This is a genomic window from Amycolatopsis camponoti (genome assembly GCF_902497555.1).
Classification (GTDB): domain Bacteria; phylum Actinomycetota; class Actinomycetes; order Mycobacteriales; family Pseudonocardiaceae; genus Amycolatopsis; species Amycolatopsis camponoti.
Genome location: NZ_CABVGP010000002.1, coordinates 3,318,768 through 3,335,167 on the forward strand (window position 1 = coordinate 3,318,768; position 16,400 = coordinate 3,335,167).

Genomic DNA, 16,400 nt, shown 5'->3' on the forward strand with positions numbered 1-16,400 from the left:
CGCCGGTCAGCGGCGCGGTTCCCAGCGGAAGAGCCGCGCGGCCAGCGCGACGGCGACGACGACCCAGGCCAGGGTGGGTCCGAACAGGACGAGCGAGTCGGCGAGCGGGACGCCGCCGTTCCAGGCGTTCAGCACCAGCTCGGTCGCCGACCCGCCGGGCAGCAGGCGCTTGAGCAGCGTGAGGTCCCCGGTGCCGGTGACCCCGACCCAGCCGGACACGGCGATGACGCCGAGGCTGACCGGCAGCGTGGTGACCTGCGCGTGTTCGGGCGAGTTCGTCAGGCCGGCCGTGGCCAGGCCGAGCGCGAGCATCATGGCCACGACGGACACCACGGCCACGACCAGCAGCACCGGGTCCGCCGGCGACCCGGCGACCACCGCGAGCGCGCCCAGGATGACGGCGATCTGCAGCACCGAGAGCACGGTGATCGGCAGCAGCAGCCCGCCGAGGATGCCGGCGTCGCCCGCCGCGGTGGAGCGCAGGCGCTTGAGGAACAGGTTCTGGCGGCGGGACGCCAGGGTGGTCACCGTCGTGGTGTAGAGCCCGATGCCGGCCACGAAGAACAGCGCCAGCGTGGCGATGTAGCCGAGGCTGCCGATTTCGGTGAAGAGGTCGTGCTTGGCGATGAAGAACGCGCTGAGCGCGGCCGGCAGCACCAGGGCGGTGACCAGGACGAGGCGGTTGCGGAAGATCTGGATCAGCTCGCCACGAGCGATCGTGAGCATGGGATTCCCTTCTCAGGAGTGTTCGATGGCGCGGAAGACGTCGTCGAGCCGGGTCGGCCCGGCCTGGAGGTCGCGCAGCTCCACGGCGTTGTCCTGCGCCCAGCCGAGCAGCGTGTGCAGGTCCTTCTGCAGGCCGAAGGTCTCGACGAGGAACTTGCCGTCCGCGCCGCGCTTGGCGAGCAGCGGCGGCGACGGCGCGTGCGGCGGGAGTCCGAAGTGGATGGTGGCGGGCAGGGTCCGCGTCAGCTCGGCGACGGTGCCCTCGCGGTGGAAGGCGCCCTGGTGCATGAGCCCGATGCGGTCGGCGCGCTGCTGGGCTTCTTCGAGGTAGTGGGTGGTCAGGACCACGGTCGAGCCGTCTTCGCGCAGCCGGTCCACCGCGTCCCAGAGCGCGTCGCGGGACTGGATGTCGAGGCCGGTGGTGGGCTCGTCCAGGAAGACCAGCTCGGGGGTGCCGTACACGGCGGTGGCGAAGTCCAGCCGCCGCTTCTCGCCGCCGGAAAGCTGGCCGACCTTCGTCGTGGCCTTGCGGGTGAGGTCGACGACGCCGAGCACGCGGCCGACGTCGTCGGTGCGTTCGGTGAGCCCCCCGATCAGCCGGACGGTCTCCCGCACGGTCAGGTCGGGGGAGAACCCGCTCTCCTGCAACATGATTCCCATCCGCGGCCGCACCGCGGCGCGGTCGCGGGGGTCCTTCCCGAACACGCGCACGGCGCCCGAGGACGGCGCGCGGTGACCTTCGATCGTTTCGAGGGTCGAGGTCTTCCCGGCGCCGTTGGTGCCGAGCAGCGCGTAGAGCTCTCCGCGTTCCACCTGGAACGAAAGGTCTTTGACGGCGGCGAACCCGCCGTAGGTGAGGTTCATGCGATCGACGTCGATGACGGGTGTCGTGGACATGCTCCGATTCCAGCGGACCGCGCCGCCGCCGGGCAGTGTGCTGACGTCACCCCGATGTATGACGCAGTGTCACTGGTGCGGCCCGCCCGGCCCGATACGCTCGGATCATGGAGGTGCCGACGATCGCGCGCAGGAGCTCCTGGACCGGCGGGGCGGTCCAGGAACGGCTGCGCCGGATCAACCTGATCACCACGATCCCGCCGCTCGCGTTCGTCGGCGTGCTGCTGCTGGTGTTCACCGCCCGGACCTGGTGGCACGTCGTCATCCAGCTCGTGGGGCTGGTCGCGGCGCTGGCGACCGCCGAGCGCTGGACCGCGGGCGACTACCTGCGCGTCGCGCGGCCCAGCCTGGTCGTCACGGCCGTGGTCTGGCTGGCCGGGGCGCTGACCGACGACAGCGCCGCGTTCTACGGGCTGTCGCTGGTGGGGTCGTTCCTCATCCCGCCGCTGCGCCGCCACCGGGTCGCGGCCCTCTTCGGGCTCGGCGCGCTGGTCGCCGTCCTGGGTGCGGCGAACCTGCTGGTGCACGACGACCGCGTCGGGCCGCGGCTGGTGCAGTACGTCGCCGTGCCCGCGGTCGCCATGCTGATCTCGACCGCGTTCATGTTCGCCAGCCAGCGGTTCTTCGACCTGATCGCGGAGCTCGAGCAGTCACGCGAGCGGGAGGCGGAGCTGGCCGTGATCCGGGAGCGCGTGCGCTTCGCCGGCGACCTGCACGACATCCAGGGCCACACGCTGCACGTGGTGAAGCTGAAGGTCGCGCTCGCCGAGAAACTGCTGGACAGCGACGTCGACCGGGCGCGCGAGGAGCTGGTGGAGGTGCGCAGCCTGGTCGGCGACACCATCGTGCAGACCAAGGAGCTGGCCTACGCCCAGCGCCGGCTCAACCTCTCCGCCGAGCTGGAGAACGCGAAGAACCTCTTCGAGGCGGCGGGCATCCACGTGCGCGTCGAGCGCGAGTCCGAAGTGGACGATCGCGTCGGAGAGCTGCTCGGCCAGGTCCTGCGCGAGACGACGACCAACATCCTGCGTCACGCGCAGGCGCGGCAGGTGCGGATCACCCTTTCCCGGTGCGGGATCGCGATCGTCAACGACGGCACGAACGAGGACGGGCCGCCCGAGCTCAGCGGGCTCTCGGCGTTGCGGCACCGCCTGGGGGAGAGCGGCGGCGAGCTGGAAGTGTCGCGGACGGACGGCCGCTTCCTGACGGCGGCGACGTTCCCGGCGATGAAGACCCGGGAGGACGGCCGATGACCACCGTGGTGCTCGCCGACGACGAAGCCCTGCTCCGGAAGGCTCTGGCGGCGCTGCTGCCGCTGGAGGGCGAGATCACCGTGCTCGCCGAGGCCGAAGACGGCGAGGAAGCGGTGGCGGCCACGCTGCGGCACCGCCCGGACGTGCTCGTCATCGACCTCGAAATGCCCACCGTGGACGGTCTCGGCGCCGTCGCGGAGATCCGGCGCGCGCGGCCGGAGCAGGTGATCCTGATGCTGACCCGCCACGCCCGCCCCGGCGTGCTCCGGAAGGCGCTGAAGCTGGGCGTGCAGGGGTTCGTGAGCAAGTCGGCGGAGCCGGCGCACATCACGGCGGTGATCCGGACGCTGCACGCGGGCAAGCGCTGGATCGACCCGGACGTCTCCGCGCTGGCGGTCGTCGACGACTGCCCGCTGACCGACCGCGAGCTCGACGTCCTGCGCGCGACGCGGGAGGGCTTTTCGGTGGCCGACATCGCGGGGCAGCTGCACCTGGCGGAGGGCACGGTCCGCAACTACCTGTCCAACGCGATGCAGAAGACCCAGACCCGCACCCGCCACGAAGCGGCGCGCTACGCCCGCGAGCACGACTGGCTCTAGCCGGCGCGCTCGAGGATGTCGCGCCGGCCTTCTCCGCGGAGTCGTCAGCCGACCGGGAACTTGACCGCCGTCAGTTCCTCCGAAACCGCCCACAGGCGCTGCTGGATCCCGGCGTCGTAGGACTGCGGGGTCGATGCCACCACCTGCGGACGCCCGCGGTAGCCGCCCACGCCGGCGGGTCCGTAGTACTGGCCGCCGAGCGCGGCGGGGTCGGTCGCCGCCCGCAGGGTCGGGAGGGCGCCGCGCTCCGAGCTCTGCGTGAACAGCGGGGCGACCAGCGGGAAGAGCGCGCGGGCGATGGCGGGGGTGTTGCGCATCAGCTCCGTGCGCGCCACGCCGGGGTGGGCGGCGATCGACGTCGTCGTGCCGTGCGGGGCGAGGCGGCGCTGCAGCTCGTAGGCGAACATCAGGTTGGCGAGCTTGGCCTGCCCGTAGGCCGCGACGCGGTCGTAGGACTTCTCCCACTGCAGGTCGTCGAAGTGGATCGAGGCGCGGATGCGGTGGGCGATGCTCGCGACCGTCACCACGCGGGAGCCCTCGACCGGCAGCAGCAGGTCGAGCAGCAGGCCGGTGAACGCGAAGTGCCCGAGGTGGTTCGTGCCGAACTGCAGCTCGAAGCCCTCCCGCGTGGTCTGCTTCGGCGGGTACATGACGCCGGCGTTGTTGATGAGCAGGTCGATCTTCGGCAGCGTCCCGTGCAGGTCGGCCGCGGCGGCCCGGACCGAGTCCAGCGAGCCCAGGTCCAGCTGCTGCACCGTGACGTCGGCGTTGGCGCCGAGCCGGGCGGCGGCCTGCTTGCCCTTTTCGACGTCGCGGACGGCCAGCACGACCGTCGCGCCGCGCTCGGCCAGCACCTTCGCGGTGTCGAACCCGAGTCCGGTGTTGGCCCCGGTGATGACGGCGACGCGGCCCTTCTGACTCGGGACGTCGCGTTCGGTCCAGTTCTCGCCCATGGCGGTTCCCTCCGTGGCGGCCCTTTCGGACCGGTGGTCTGTTATGAGGACGACGCTAAGGAACCGTCGGTCTGTTGTCAAGAGACTGCCGGTCTTCAATTTCGCCCGCCGGGCGTTAGGCTGGATGGCATGACGTTCCAGCGGGCCCGCAGCGCCGAGCAGAGAGAGGAACGGCGCCGCACGATCCTCGACACGGCGCTGGCGATGCTCGACGAGATGCCGGTGGCCGACGTGAGCCTCAACGAGCTCAGCAGGCGGGTCGGGCTCGCGAAGTCGAATGTGTTGCGCTACTTCGAATCCCGCGAGGCGGTGCTGCTCGAGCTGCTCGACCGGGCGCTGTCGGACTGGCTGTCCGAACTGGCCGGCGAACTGGCCGCGGGAGTCGAGCCGGGCCGGCCGGCGGGGGAGCGGGCCGAGCGGTTCGCGGCGGTCGTGGCCCACTCGCTGGCGCGGCGCACAGTGCTGTGTGACCTCATCGGCGCGCAGGCGGGTGTTCTGGAACACAACGTGTCCACCGGCGCCGTCGTGCGCTTCAAGCGGTCCGCCTTGGCCGGGCTCGGCGCGATGGCGGAGCTGGTCCGCCGGTACGTGCCGGAGGTCGGCGAGGAGGCGGCGTCAGTGTGCCTGCTGGCCATGATCCTGACCGGCGGGCTGTGGACGCACTGCCGGCCCTCGCCGAGCGCGCTCGCGGCGTACGAGGTGGACCCGGCGTTGGCGGCGCTGCACCTGGACCTGGCCCCGGCCCTGGCGAACGGCTTGGCGCTGCTGATCGGCGGCGCGATGAGGCGGAACGAGTCGACCGCCCAAGCGGGCTGAGGGCGCACGTTCGTTTCCCAGGTTTGCGGGCAAGCTCATTTGCTAGCATGTGAGCATGCCCGACCCCGCCAAGCGGCAGTTCAGCGTCTACCTGCCGGCCGAGCTCATCCGGCGGGTGAAGCACGCCTCCGTCGACGCCGACGAATCCCTTTCGGCCTACGTCGAGCGCGTGCTCGAGGACCACCTGCGACGAAGCGAGGAACGCCCGTGATGCGAGTGCTGCCGATCCGCTACAGCTCGGACGTCGAGGCCATGACGCGGTTCTACGCGGTCCTCGGCCTGACGCCCGGGCCGGTGTCGCGGCCCGGGGGCTGGGTCGAGATGCCCGCCGACGCCGGCATGCTGGCCCTCCACCGCGGCGACGCGGGCCGCTGCGAGCTGGCCTTCGAGACCGACGAGCCGCTGGAAGACGTCGCGAACCGGCTGCGGGCGGCCGGGTACGCACCCGGGCCCGTCCTCGACGAAGGGTTCGGGCGCTCGCTGCGCGTCCCGGATCCCGACGGCGTCCCGGTGCAGATCAACGCGTACGACCGCGAGCTCTACACATGACCGTGCTGCCGCGGGGAACGCTCCTCCTCGCGGTGGGGATCGTCGCGCTCGAGTTCGCCGCGGCGGTGACCGGCTTCGTCGCTTCCACGCTCTTGCCGGTCGTCGCCCGGGACCTGGCCGCGGGGGACCGGCTCGGACTGCTGATCGCCGGCTCGACCCTGGGGTTGTTCGTCGCGCTCCCGCTGGCGAGCCGGGTGCTGGGCCGGCTCGGCACGCGGGGCACCCTCGCCGCCGGGATGCTCGCCTACGTCGGCGGCCTCGCCGTGGCGGCCACCGCCCAGGGCGCGTGGACGTTCGCTGTGGGGCAGCTGTGCACCGGGCTCGCCAGTGGCCTGCTCGCGGTGTTCGGCATGAGCTCCGCGATCCGCCACCTCGACGAGCGGCTGCGCCTGCGGGTGATCGCGGCGTCGTCGGCGATGTGGATCGGGCCCGCGCTGGTCGGTCCGGCCGCGACGCTCGGCCTGGACCACCTCGTGGGGTGGCGCTGGACGCTGCTGGTGCCGGTGCCGTTCGTCCTCTTCGGACGGTTGCTCGTCGTGCGCGCCGTCCGCGACGACCCGCCCGCCGACGCCGCGACGCGGCCGCTCGGACGCACGCTGCTGGTACCGCTGGGCGCGGCGGGCGTCGTGCTGAGCGCGGGGTGGTGCCCGCTCGCGCTCGCCGGCGCGGTGGTCGCCGCGGCCGGGCTGGTCGCGATCCTGCCGGCGGGAACGGCCCGCCTCCGGCCCGGGACGCCCGCCGCGCTCGCGGCCATGGTCCTGTTCGCCGTCGGCTACTTCGGCGCCGACAGCCTGATCACCGTCCTGCTGACCACGGGGTACGGGGCCGGCCTCGGCCGAGCCGCGATCGTCCTGAGCGCGGCGCCCCTCGCCTGGGCGGTCACCAGCCTGTTCGCGCGACGGTTTCCCGCCACCGGCTTGAGCTTGGCCGCGCTCGGCACGGCGGTGCTGGCCACCGGCGCACCGTTCGCCGTGGTGCTCGCCGCGTGGACGGCGGCCGGGATCGGCGTCGGGCTCGCCTATCCCGGCCTGTACGTCCGGGCGACGACCGCGGGGCCGGGCGGTCTCACCGCGATCGAGCTGGCCACCGCGGTGATCACGGCCGAGTGCGTCGGCCAGCTCCTGGGCCGCGCGATCGGCGGCACCCTGAGCTCGGCCGGCGGGTTGTTCGCTTCCTACGTGGTGTTCGCGGTCGCGCTGGCCGCGGCCGCCGCGGTCAGCCGCCGGTGACCGGCCACGGCTCGGTCAGGCGACTTCGGCCAGCTTCCCGGTGGCGACGTCGAATACGAAGCCCCGCACGGAATCCTTCTTCGGGACGAACGGGCTGTTCCTGATCCGCGCGATCGACTGGCGGACGTCCTCGTCGAGGTCGCTGAACGCCTCCGCGGCCCAGGCGGGCTTGACGCCGACGTCCTCCTGGATCGACTTCTTGAAGTCGTCGTCGGTGAAGGTGAGCATGCCGCAGTCGGTGTGGTGGATGAGGATGATCTCCTCGGTGCCGAGCAGCCGCTGGCTGATGGCCAGCGAGCGGATCTCGTCCTCGGTGACCACGCCGCCGGCGTTGCGGATCACGTGGGCTTCGCCCTCGTTCAGGCCGAGCACCCCGTAGACGTTGATGCGCGCGTCCATGCAGGCGAGCACGGCGACGTGCTTGGCGGGCGGCAGCGGCAGCGGCCCGGTGAAGTTCGCGGCGTAGTCGGCGTTGTTGGCCAGGAGCTCGTCGGTGACCGACATGGTGATCCTTCCGGCGGAGAAGCGGATGCGCCGAGTGGACCCCTTGCCGGCACCCGGAGGCAATCGCGCCCAGGGCTTGGGACGTCGTGCGGCTACGGCGTGCGGAACGCCCGCCGGTAGGCACCCGGCGTCGTCCCCACCTGAGCGCGGAACCGGCGGCGCAGGTTGACCGCCGACGTCAGGCCGACCCGGGCCGCGATCGCCTCCACCGGGAGGTCCGTCTCCTCCAGGAGCGTGCGGGCCTCCGTGCTTCTCGGCGAAGCGCCGGGCCAGCGTGCGGGGCGAGACGCCGGCGTGCGCGGAACTCGCGCCGGAGCTGCTCTGCGCGGCCCCAGTGGGTCGTCGCGGACCGGCCGTCCAGCAGGCCCGTGCGGGCGAGTGCGAACATGCCGGAGCAGATGGTGACGAGCCGCGCCCCCGGGCGTGGGCCCGCAGCAACGCGCGGCGGCAAGGGGCCTCGACAGGTGCCCAGCCGGGGATGATCACGGTGTCGGCGCTGTCCAGTGCGGGCAGGCGGCGTGCCGAAGACCTCGGCGGCACAGCCCAGCTCGAACGTCGACTGCACCGGCCGCACCAGGGCCACCACGCGATGCATGGCAAGAAAGTACCCCGAGGTGTCTTCCCGGACACTGGCCCGGCCCCTCCGGCACGGGCATCGTGGCGCTCATGCACCCCGAAATCCTCGAGCAGGACGGCTACACCTGGGCCACCGTCCGGGAGGCACCCGTCCGCGAACTGTTCCCGGCATCCGGTTCCGTCCACTGTGGACCGGGCCCACCGGCGCGCACGCCGGGGTGCTGGAGATGGACGCCGGCACGTCGTGGCCACGCCGGGACGTCCACGAACCCGGGCCGGAGGAGGTCTACGTCGTCGCGGGCACGTTCGACGACGGCGCGCGCGAGCACCCGGCGGGCACGTTCCTGCACGCGCCGGCGGGCACGTGGCACGTGCCCGCGAGCGCCACCGGCTGCACGCTGTTCCTGTTCTACCCGGAGGGCTGAACGCCCCACCGCCAGTCCGTTCGCCTGGCGTGGCCGGGCAGTTCGCCGCGCCCGGTCGCCCAGAGCAGCGTCGACCACGGATCGGTGTCCGCCGGGGCACCGGGGAAGAAGCGGGCGAGCAGGCGGCGGCAGAGGTCGGCATCCGGCGTCCAGGGGAGACCGAGCCCCTCGGTGACGTCGTGCATGTGCACCAGGGTTTCGCCGACGGCCATCGCGGCGAAGCCCGCGGTGTCGAGGACGCCGTCGTCGTGGTGCGCGCGGACGTCCGGTGGCGTGGTGCGCGCCATGGCCACCAGGAGCGCGCCGCAGGCGTCCACGCACCGCAGCAGCCCGGCCGGACCGGCGGCGCGGTCGGCGAAGAGCACGAGGCCGGGGCCGCCTTCCCGGTGCTGGGCCCACGCGAACGGCACCGAACGTCCGGTGTCGGCGACCCGCGGGCCGAGCTGGGCCGCGTAGAAGAAGAAGTTGTCGGCGATGTGCTCGACGGTTTCCCAGCAGGTCCAGTCCATCGTGCCGGCGCGGGCGTCCCAGTCGCCGTCGCGCGCTGCGGCGAGGGTCGCGGTGGTCGTCCGCACGGTGTCTTCGACGTCGGCCGCGGTGATCGACATCGGCGGAGCCTATCGGGGTACCGACCCTGGTGCGAAGCGATTTACTGCGGTACAACCGGGGACGTGGCCGAGCGCGCAGGGCGCCTCGACCAGCACGCCGCGGTGGAGCGGGACGTGCTGGTCCGGTACCTCGACGCGTGGACGGCGACGGCCCTGCGCTCCCAGCGCGGCGGCACGTACGTCGAGTGCGGCGGCTTCGCGGCCGACGCGCTCCGCGTGTTCGGCGAGTTCTCCGACCGGCTCGCCGATCACCACCTGGAGCTGGTGATCGTCGGTTCGGCGGTGCCCGCGGGAGTGCCGGCGGGCCTGGCGGTGCGCGTCGCCGAAGATCCCCGCGACCTCGGGCTGACCGGGCCCGTGCTGACCCATTTGGACGGTCCGGAGGCGTGGCCGCTGGTCGCACCGATGGCCCGCGGCAAGGGACACGAGGTGCTGATCACCGCCCCGGCGGGAACCCACCCGGAGCAGGGGTGCTCGGTCGAGCTGGTCGCGGAGGACGGCGAAGCGCGCGTGCTGGTGTTCGTCACCGCGGACGTCAAGCACCTGGCGACGTTCAAGAGCGAACTGTGGGCGGTGGACGAGTTCGCGGGCATCCGCTACCGCGACCCGCAGGACGCCGAGGGGACCCTGGTCGACATCTCGCTGACGCCACAGCTGCTGCCGTTGCGGCGAGCCCTCTTGGCAGAACTGGCGCGCCGGGGCGGGTGTCCGGTCGGCGAGTTGCAGCGGTTCACGCTGCTGGAGACGATCTACCGCCCGGAGGACGCCCTCGGGGCGTTGACGTCCGCGGTCACGGCCGGGGAGATCACCCGGGATCCGGACAAGGGCCGGTTGACGCCGCGGACGGTGGTCGGGCTTCCCGGCTAGGGGGTCCGTGTAGAGGGCGGCTTCGGGCAGTGCCGCGGCGACGCGGGTCGTCGGCTCCGAAGACGACCCGCGCGCGATCGTCCGCGCCTACGCCGAGGTCGGCGACTTCGGCACGTGAGTACCCCGCCCGGGCGGCAAAAGCGTTGCCGGACCTCGTGCGAACGCGTCGTCCCGCCCTGGCGTCAGCCGAGCGTGGCGCCCAGCGAACGGGACGGGACGGCGTCCAGGGCGGCCAGCGTCTCGGCGTCGAGCACGATGTCGCCGGCGGAGGTGTTGCCCGCCAGGTGATCCGCGCTCGCGGTGCCGGGGATGAGGTGGACGTTCGGGGCGTGGTGCAGCAGCCAGGCCAGCCCGATCTGCGCCGGCGTGCGGCCCAGCTGCCGGGCGGCCGCCTGCACCGCCGGTTCGTCGGTCACCTTGGGCAGGCCGGGGAAAGCGCCGCCGAGCGGGAAGAACGGCACCCAGGCGATGTTCTCCGCGAGGCAGAGTTCGAGCGAGTCTTCGTCTTCGCGGCTGACGAGGCTGTAGGCGTTCTGCACGCACGCGATCCCGGCCGGGAGCGCCCGGCGCAGGGCGTCGGAGGTCACGTGGCTGAGCCCGATCGCGCCGATCTTGCCCTCGTCGCGCAGGGCCGTCATCACCGCGAGCTGGTCGTCGAGGTCGACCACCTGGTCGCCCTCGGCCACCAGGCCGGGCCCGCGGTCCGCGCGGCGCAGGTTCACCAGCGGGATCCGGTCGAGCCCGAGCGCCCGCAGGTTGTCCTCGACGCTCGCCCGCAGCTGCTCGGGGCGTTGTGCCAAGCGGAGCGGGACGGGGCCGCCGGGGTCGGGGTCGGCGCCGACCTTGCTGACGACCAGGACGTCGTCCCCGGGCCGGACGGCGGCCCGGATGACCTCGTTGACGAAGCCGTTGCCGTAGAACTGCGCGGTGTCGACGTGGTCGACGCCGAGGTCGAAAGCTCGGCGCAGCAGTGCGACGGCCGCGTCGCGGTCGTCGTGGAGGCGTTCGAGCTGCATCGCCCCGTACCCGACGCGGGCGACGGTCCGGCCGGCGAGCGTGCCGGCGCCACCCGGTCGCGGGGCACTTTCGGTGGAAGGCATGCGTAGTCCCGTCTTCGTGCGATGATGGTCAAGCGGAGGAACCTCCGTTAAACCGACAGTAGCACAACCGGAGGTGCCTCCGTTTTGTCTTCGCCCGAACCCGGCCGCTCGGTGCGCTCCGACGCGCGGCGCAACCGGGAGAAGCTCGTCGCGATCGCGCGGGCCGCTTTCGCGACCGCCGACGGGACCGTCGCGCTGGAAGCGATCGCCCGCGAGGCCGGCGTCGGCATCGGCACGCTCTACCGCCATTTCCCGACCCGGGAGGCGCTCGTCGAGGCCGTCTACGCGGCCGAACTGGACGACGTCACCGCGAGCGCGCCGGCGCTGCTCGGGGAGCTTCCGCCGGAGGCCGCGCTGCGCGCGTGGATGGACTGCTACGCGGCTTTCGTGCAGACGAAGCGCGGCATGGGCGACGTCCTGCGCGCGAGCCTGGCTTCCGGCCGCATCGCGACCCCGGCGACGCGCCGGCGCATCACCGCGGCGATCGGCACGATCCTGGACGCGGGGGCGCTCGCGGGCACGCTGCGCGCCGGGGTCGACCCGGAAGACGTCACCTTGATGCTGCTCGGCGTGTTCCTGTCCACTTCGGCCGACCAGGACGCGGAGCGGATCCGGAGGCTGCTCGACCTGATCGTCGACGCCCTGCGTCCGCAGGAGCACGTCTCATGATGTAACACGTGCTACATTCGTCCCCGTGACTGACCTTCCCCGATGGTCGGTGCTCGTGGTGCGGGTGCCGGCCGAGCCGAGCCGCCACCGCGTCGCCGTCTGGCGCGAGCTTCGGCGCGTCGGAGCGCTGTCGCTGGGCCAGGGCGCCTGGGCCGTGCCGGACGCGCCGGTGTTCGCCGGGGGAGTGGCCCGGGTGGTCGAGCTGGCCGGGCGCGGCGACGGCGAGGTCCTGGTGCTGGACGCGACCGGGCGGTCGGCGCCGGACGCCGCCCGCCTGGAGGCGCTGTTCACCGCGGAGCGCACCGAGGAGTGGGCGGAGTTCCTGGCCGACTGCGGCAAGTTCGACGCCGAGATCGACAAGGAGATCCGCGTCGGGAAGTTCACGATGGCCGAGCTGGAAGAGGAAGAGCAGAGCTTGGAGCGGCTGCGCCGGTGGCACCGCGACATCAAGGCCCGCGACGTCTTCGGCGCCCCGGCCGCGCCGGAAGCCGACGAGCGGCTGAAGCACTGCGCCGAGCGGCTGGCCGAGTACACCGACCGGGTTTTCCGCGCCCTGCACCAGATGTGACCGTGTTCCCGGGCATCGACGGGCCGCCCCGGCCGTGACGAGGTAGTGGTGGACAAGCGGCTGGTCCCCGTCTACGCGGCCGGGTTCGTCACGGCGTTCGGCGCCCACAGCATCGCCGCCGGGCTCGGCGGCTACACCGAAGGCGAACACGCGTCCCTGCTGACCCTGGGTCTGCTGCTGGCGGTTTACGACGGCGCCGAGATCGTGCTGAAGCCGGTGTTCGGGGCGCTGGCCGACCGCGTCGGGCCGCGGCCCGTGCTGCTGGGCGGGCTGGTGGCGTTCGCCGTCGCGTCGACGGCTTTCGTGCTCGCGGGCGATCCCGCGCTGGTCGGCCTGGCGCGGCTCGGGCAGGGGGCCGCCGCGGCCGCGTTTTCCCCGGCCGCGGGGGCGCTGGTGGCCCGGCTGGCGCCGAAGACCGGCCACGGCCGCGCTTTCGGCGGCTACGGCGCCTGGAAGGGCCTCGGCTACACGCTCGGCCCGGCGCTGGGCGGCGTCCTGATCACGCTCGGCGGGTACGCACTGCTGTTCGGCACGCTCGGCGGGCTCGCGCTCGCGGTCGCCGCCTGGGCCGCGGCGGCCGTCCCCGTCGTGCAGCCGCTGCCCCGGACCCGGCAGACGGTCCTCGACCTCGTGCGCAGGCTCGCGACCCGAGGGTTTCTCCGTCCGACCGCGACCCTCGCGGGCGCGACGGCGGCCGTCGCCGTGGGGGTGGGGTTCCTGCCCGTGGCCGGTGCCGCCGCGGGCCTCGGGCCGCTCGTCACGGGGGTGGTGGTGTCCCTGCTGGCGGCCGCGGGAGCGCTGGTCCAGCCGTGGGCCGGGCGGGCCCGCGACGCCGACCGCATCGGCGACGCGACGGGCATGGTGGCCGGGCTCGTCCTGGCCGCGCTCGGCCTGGCGTCGGCGGTCGTGCTGCCGGGGATCGCCGGACTCCTGGCAGCCGCGGTGGCCATCGGCGCCGGAACCGGCCTGGCGACGCCGATCGGGTTCGCGCACCTGGCCGCGGCGACGCCACCGGCACGCCTCGGCCAGACGATGGGCGTGGCCGAGGTGGGCCGCGAACTGGGCGACGCGGGCGGCCCACTGTTCGTCGGCGCGCTCGCCGCGGCCGGTTCCCTCGGTCTCGGCATGGCCGGGCTGGAGGGGGTGCTGGTGGTTTTCGCGGCGTCGGTGGCGTTCAGCGCACGCCGTTAGGCGGACCGCCCCGTTCGTCAACCACGGCCCGGCTCTCGAGTCCCAGACGGTCGTGAGTGAGAAACAGGGTTAGAACACTGTTTCTCACTCACGACCGCGCCCAGCAGCCCAAAAGGAACGGGCCCGGCCGATCCCCCAGGATCAGCCGGGCCCGTCACCAAGCCAAGGATCAAACCAGATCGAACCGGTCCAGCTCCATGACCTTCGTCCAAGCCGCGACGAAGTCCGCCACGAACTTCTCCCGCGCGTCGTCGCTCGCGTACACCTCGGCCAACGCCCGCAGCTGGGAGTTCGCTCCGAACACCAGGTCGACCGCCGTGGCGGTCCACTTCAGCTTGTCCGTGCTCGCGTCCAGGATCTCGTACACGTTCTCCTCGGACTCCGAGGCCTTCCAGCGCGTTCCCGGCGAAAGCAGGTTGGCGAAGAAGTCGTTCGTGAGCACGCCCGGCTTGTCCGTCAGGACGCCGTGCCGGTCGCCCGCCAGTGCACGCAGGCCGCCGACCAGGACCGTCATCTCCGGGGCCGACAGGCTGAGCATGTACGCGCGCTCGACCAGGAGCTTCTCCGGCTGGGTCTTCTCGCCCGCCCGCAGGTAGTTGCGGAACCCGTCGGCGCGCGGCTCGAGCACCTTGAACGACTCCGTGTCGGTCTGCTCCTGGGTCGCGTCCGTGCGGCCCGGGCGGAACGGCACCGTCGTCTCGACGCCGGCGTCGCGCGCCGCCTTCTCGACCGCCGCCGAGCCCGCCAGCACGATCAGGTCGGCCAGCGAGATCTGCGCGCCGCCGGCCTCGTTGAACTCGCGCTGGATGCCCTCCAGGGCTGAAAGGACCGTCGAGAGCTGCTCGGGCTGGTTGACTTCCCAGCTCCGCTGCGGCTCGAGGCGGATGCGGGCGCCGTTCGCGCCGCCGCGCTTGTCGGTGGAGCGGAAGCTCGAGGCCGACGCCCACGCCGTGCTGACCAGCTGGCCGACCGACAGGCCGGACTCCAGCACCTTCGCCTTGAGGGCGGCGATGTCGGCGTCGCCCACGAGGTCACCCTCGACGGCCGGCACCGGGTCCTGCCACAGCTGCGGCTCGGCGACCCACGGGCCCAGGAAGCGGCTGACCGGGCCCATGTCGCGGTGCAGCAGCTTGTACCACGCCTTGGCGAACGCCAGCGCGAACTCGTCCGGGTGCTCCAGGAAACGGCGCGAAATCGGGCCGTAGACCGGGTCGAAGCGCAGCGACAGGTCCGTCGTGAGCATCGTCGGCTTGTGCTTCTTGTTCGGGTCGTACGCGTCCGGGATGATCTCCGGCGCGTCCTTGGCGACGTACTGCTTGCCGCCGCCCGGGCTCGTCGTGAGCTCCCACTCGTAGCCGAAGAGGATCTCGAAGAAGCGGTTGCTCCACTCGGTCGGCTTGTCCGTCCACGTCACCTCGAGACCACTGGTGATCGTGTCCGCGCCCTTGCCGCTGCCGTGCGTGCTCAGCCAGCCGAGGCCCTGCGACTCCAGCTCCGCGCCCTCGGGCTCCGGGCCGACGTGGTCGTCGGCGACACCGGCGCCGTGGGTCTTGCCGAACGTGTGACCGCCGGCGATGAGGGCGACGGTCTCCTCGTCGTTCATCGCCATCCGGCCGAAGGTCTCCCGGATGAAGTGCGCCGCGGCCTCGAAGTCCGCGCTGCCGCGGGGACCCTCGGGGTTGACGTAGATGAGGCCCATCTCGGTCGCGCCGAGGTCGGGCACCATCTCGGTGTCACTCGCGTAGCGGTCTTCGCCCAGCCAGCTTTCTTCGGTGCCCCAGAAGATCTCCTCGGGCTCCCAGGTGTCGACGCGGCCGAAGCCGAAGCCGAAGGTCTCGAAGCCCATCGACTCCAGCGCGACGTTCCCGGCCAGCACCAGCAGGTCGGCCCACGAGATCTTCTGGCCGTACTTCTGCTTGACCGGCCACAGCAGGCGGCGCGCCTTGTCGAGGTTGGCGTTGTCGGGCCAGCTGTTCAGCGGCGCGAAGCGCTGACCGCCGTCACCGGCGCCGCCGCGGCCGTCGTGGATGCGGTAGGTGCCCGCGGCGTGCCAGCTCATCCGGATCATCAGGCCGCCGTAGTGGCCGAAGTCCGCCGGCCACCAGTCCTGCGAGGTGGTGAGCACCTCGGTGATGTCCCGCTTGAGGGCCTCTACGTCGAGCTTGGCGAACTCCTTGGCGTAGGCGAACTTCTCGCCCAGCGGGTTGGCCTTGGCCGAGTGCGCGTGCAGCACCTTCAGGTCGAGCTGGTTGGGCCACCAGTCCTGGTTGGTGCGCGGACGGCCGCCCGTCTTCGCGGACGGGGCGTCGATCGCCGGGTTCTCGCTCTCGCTGCCGTGTGCGGTCACGGAGTCGTGCGCGACCGGGCAACCGGCGTTGTCCTGGGTGTTGCTCATCTACTTCCTTCCGAGGCGGCAATGATGGGGATGTTCGGGTCGGCCGCACAGTCGGGGCACGTGCCCCAGTAGACGACCTCCGCCTGGTCGATCACGAAGCCGTGGTCGTCCGAGGCGGTCAGGCACGGGGTGTGGCCGACGGCGCACTCGACGTCCGCGATCGCACCGCAGGTGCGGCACACGACGTGGTGGTGGTTGTCCCCGACCCGGGACTCGTACCGGGCGGTCGCGCCCGCGGGCTGGATGCGCCGCACCAGGCCGGTGTCGGTGAGGGCCCGCAGGACGTCGTAGATCGTCTGGTGCGAGACCGTCGGGTGCTCGGCCCGCACCAGTGCGATCACCGTCTCGGTGTCGATGTGCGGGTGGTCGCGCAGCGCGGTGAGCACGGCCAGCCTCGGCCGCGTCACCCGCAACGAGACCGCCCGCAGCTGCGCCTCGAAGTCGGTCATCACGCCGGTCACCCTAGGGGGCTTCT

19 protein-coding genes and 1 pseudogene are annotated in these 16,400 nt (G+C 72.6%); 11 read left to right on the forward strand and 9 right to left on the reverse strand.

All coding sequences use genetic code 11. From position 1 onward, the window contains the following. Positions 1–6: 6 nt before the first annotated feature. Together AA23TX_RS35650 and AA23TX_RS35655 are read right to left on the reverse strand one after the other, a co-directional pair. Complete coding sequence (locus AA23TX_RS35650) at positions 7–726, reverse strand: ABC transporter permease (RefSeq protein ID WP_155547084.1); 720 nt, start codon at positions 724–726, stop codon at positions 7–9. Positions 727–738: 12 nt separating this feature from the next. Next, a complete protein-coding gene (locus AA23TX_RS35655) occupies positions 739–1,623 on the reverse strand; it encodes an ABC transporter ATP-binding protein (protein ID WP_155547085.1) in 885 nt (294 codons plus the stop codon). A 107-nt stretch (positions 1,624–1,730) separates the two neighbouring features. On the opposite strand from AA23TX_RS35655, the gene AA23TX_RS35660 reads away from it, so the two are divergent. Both AA23TX_RS35660 and AA23TX_RS35665 read left to right on the forward strand, forming a co-directional pair. Next, positions 1,731–2,876, forward strand: coding sequence for a sensor histidine kinase (locus AA23TX_RS35660; RefSeq protein WP_155547086.1), 1,146 nt, complete (start codon positions 1,731–1,733; stop codon positions 2,874–2,876). Continuing rightward, the gene (locus AA23TX_RS35665; RefSeq protein WP_155547087.1) at positions 2,873–3,475 is read left to right on the forward strand and encodes a response regulator transcription factor; all 603 of its coding nucleotides are present in this window, start codon (positions 2,873–2,875) and stop codon (positions 3,473–3,475) included. The genes AA23TX_RS35660 and AA23TX_RS35665 overlap by 4 nt, the downstream gene beginning before the upstream one ends. A gap of 44 nt (positions 3,476–3,519) precedes the next feature. Here the strand turns inward: AA23TX_RS35665 and AA23TX_RS35670 are convergent, their stop codons facing one another. Further along, entirely contained in the window at positions 3,520–4,428 is a 909-nt protein-coding gene (locus AA23TX_RS35670; RefSeq protein ID WP_155547088.1) for an SDR family NAD(P)-dependent oxidoreductase, read from the reverse strand. Positions 4,429–4,557: 129 nt separating this feature from the next. On the opposite strand from AA23TX_RS35670, the gene AA23TX_RS35675 reads away from it, so the two are divergent. From AA23TX_RS35675 to AA23TX_RS35690, 4 genes are read left to right on the forward strand one after another with little or no spacing between them, the layout of a single operon-like run. Next, a complete protein-coding gene (locus AA23TX_RS35675) occupies positions 4,558–5,244 on the forward strand; it encodes a TetR/AcrR family transcriptional regulator (protein WP_155547089.1) in 687 nt (228 codons plus the stop codon). A gap of 55 nt (positions 5,245–5,299) precedes the next feature. Further along, entirely contained in the window at positions 5,300–5,455 is a 156-nt protein-coding gene (locus tag AA23TX_RS35680; protein WP_155547090.1) for a CopG family transcriptional regulator, read from the forward strand. Continuing rightward, positions 5,455–5,793, forward strand: a complete 339-nt coding sequence (locus tag AA23TX_RS35685) for a VOC family protein (protein WP_155547091.1) — start codon at positions 5,455–5,457, stop codon at positions 5,791–5,793. The genes AA23TX_RS35680 and AA23TX_RS35685 overlap by 1 nt, the downstream gene beginning before the upstream one ends. Continuing rightward, the gene (locus AA23TX_RS35690; protein WP_155547092.1) at positions 5,790–7,022 is read left to right on the forward strand and encodes an MFS transporter; all 1,233 of its coding nucleotides are present in this window, start codon (positions 5,790–5,792) and stop codon (positions 7,020–7,022) included. The genes AA23TX_RS35685 and AA23TX_RS35690 overlap by 4 nt, the downstream gene beginning before the upstream one ends. A gap of 15 nt (positions 7,023–7,037) precedes the next feature. Here the strand turns inward: AA23TX_RS35690 and AA23TX_RS35695 are convergent, their stop codons facing one another. Next, complete coding sequence (locus tag AA23TX_RS35695; RefSeq protein ID WP_155547093.1) at positions 7,038–7,526, reverse strand: beta-class carbonic anhydrase; 489 nt, start codon at positions 7,524–7,526, stop codon at positions 7,038–7,040. Between the two features lie 92 nt (positions 7,527–7,618). Then, a pseudogene (locus AA23TX_RS35700) lies at positions 7,619–8,121 on the reverse strand (helix-turn-helix domain-containing protein). Between AA23TX_RS35700 and AA23TX_RS35705 the strand changes: the two are divergent. Then, complete coding sequence (locus tag AA23TX_RS35705; RefSeq protein WP_230862918.1) at positions 8,120–8,527, forward strand: cupin domain-containing protein; 408 nt, start codon at positions 8,120–8,122, stop codon at positions 8,525–8,527. The pseudogene AA23TX_RS35700 and the gene AA23TX_RS35705 sit on opposite strands and share 2 nt — an antisense overlap. Here AA23TX_RS35705 and AA23TX_RS35710 read toward each other — a convergent pair. Next, entirely contained in the window at positions 8,512–9,135 is a 624-nt protein-coding gene (locus AA23TX_RS35710; protein ID WP_155547094.1) for a maleylpyruvate isomerase N-terminal domain-containing protein, read from the reverse strand. The two genes, AA23TX_RS35705 and AA23TX_RS35710, sit on opposite strands and share 16 nt — an antisense overlap. A 63-nt stretch (positions 9,136–9,198) precedes the next feature. On the opposite strand from AA23TX_RS35710, the gene AA23TX_RS35715 reads away from it, so the two are divergent. Continuing rightward, the gene (locus tag AA23TX_RS35715; protein ID WP_155547095.1) at positions 9,199–10,002 is read left to right on the forward strand and encodes a hypothetical protein; all 804 of its coding nucleotides are present in this window, start codon (positions 9,199–9,201) and stop codon (positions 10,000–10,002) included. A gap of 182 nt (positions 10,003–10,184) precedes the next feature. Here AA23TX_RS35715 and AA23TX_RS35720 read toward each other — a convergent pair whose 3' ends face one another. Further along, positions 10,185–11,102 carry an aldo/keto reductase gene (locus AA23TX_RS35720; RefSeq protein ID WP_155547096.1) on the reverse strand — a complete coding sequence of 306 codons (918 nt, stop codon included), beginning with the start codon at positions 11,100–11,102 and terminating at the stop codon, positions 10,185–10,187. An 84-nt stretch (positions 11,103–11,186) separates the two neighbouring features. On the opposite strand from AA23TX_RS35720, the gene AA23TX_RS35725 reads away from it, so the two are divergent. From AA23TX_RS35725 to AA23TX_RS35735, 3 genes are read left to right on the forward strand one after another with little or no spacing between them, the layout of a single operon-like run. Further along, positions 11,187–11,771, forward strand: coding sequence for a TetR/AcrR family transcriptional regulator (locus AA23TX_RS35725; RefSeq protein WP_155547097.1), 585 nt, complete (start codon positions 11,187–11,189; stop codon positions 11,769–11,771). Positions 11,772–11,796: 25 nt separating this feature from the next. After that, entirely contained in the window at positions 11,797–12,339 is a 543-nt protein-coding gene (locus tag AA23TX_RS35730; RefSeq protein WP_155547098.1) for a Chromate resistance protein ChrB, read from the forward strand. A 48-nt stretch (positions 12,340–12,387) separates the two neighbouring features. After that, a complete protein-coding gene (locus AA23TX_RS35735; protein WP_155547099.1) occupies positions 12,388–13,530 on the forward strand; it encodes an MFS transporter in 1,143 nt (380 codons plus the stop codon). 169 nt (positions 13,531–13,699) lie between these two features. Here AA23TX_RS35735 and katG read toward each other — a convergent pair whose 3' ends face one another. Next, positions 13,700–15,925: a catalase/peroxidase HPI gene (katG, locus tag AA23TX_RS35740; protein ID WP_155547100.1), complete on the reverse strand. Its 2,226-nt coding sequence runs from the start codon at positions 15,923–15,925 to the stop codon at positions 13,700–13,702. Then, complete coding sequence (locus tag AA23TX_RS35745; protein WP_155547101.1) at positions 15,922–16,374, reverse strand: Fur family transcriptional regulator; 453 nt, start codon at positions 16,372–16,374, stop codon at positions 15,922–15,924. The genes katG and AA23TX_RS35745 overlap by 4 nt, the downstream gene beginning before the upstream one ends. Positions 16,375–16,400 lie beyond the last annotated feature (26 nt).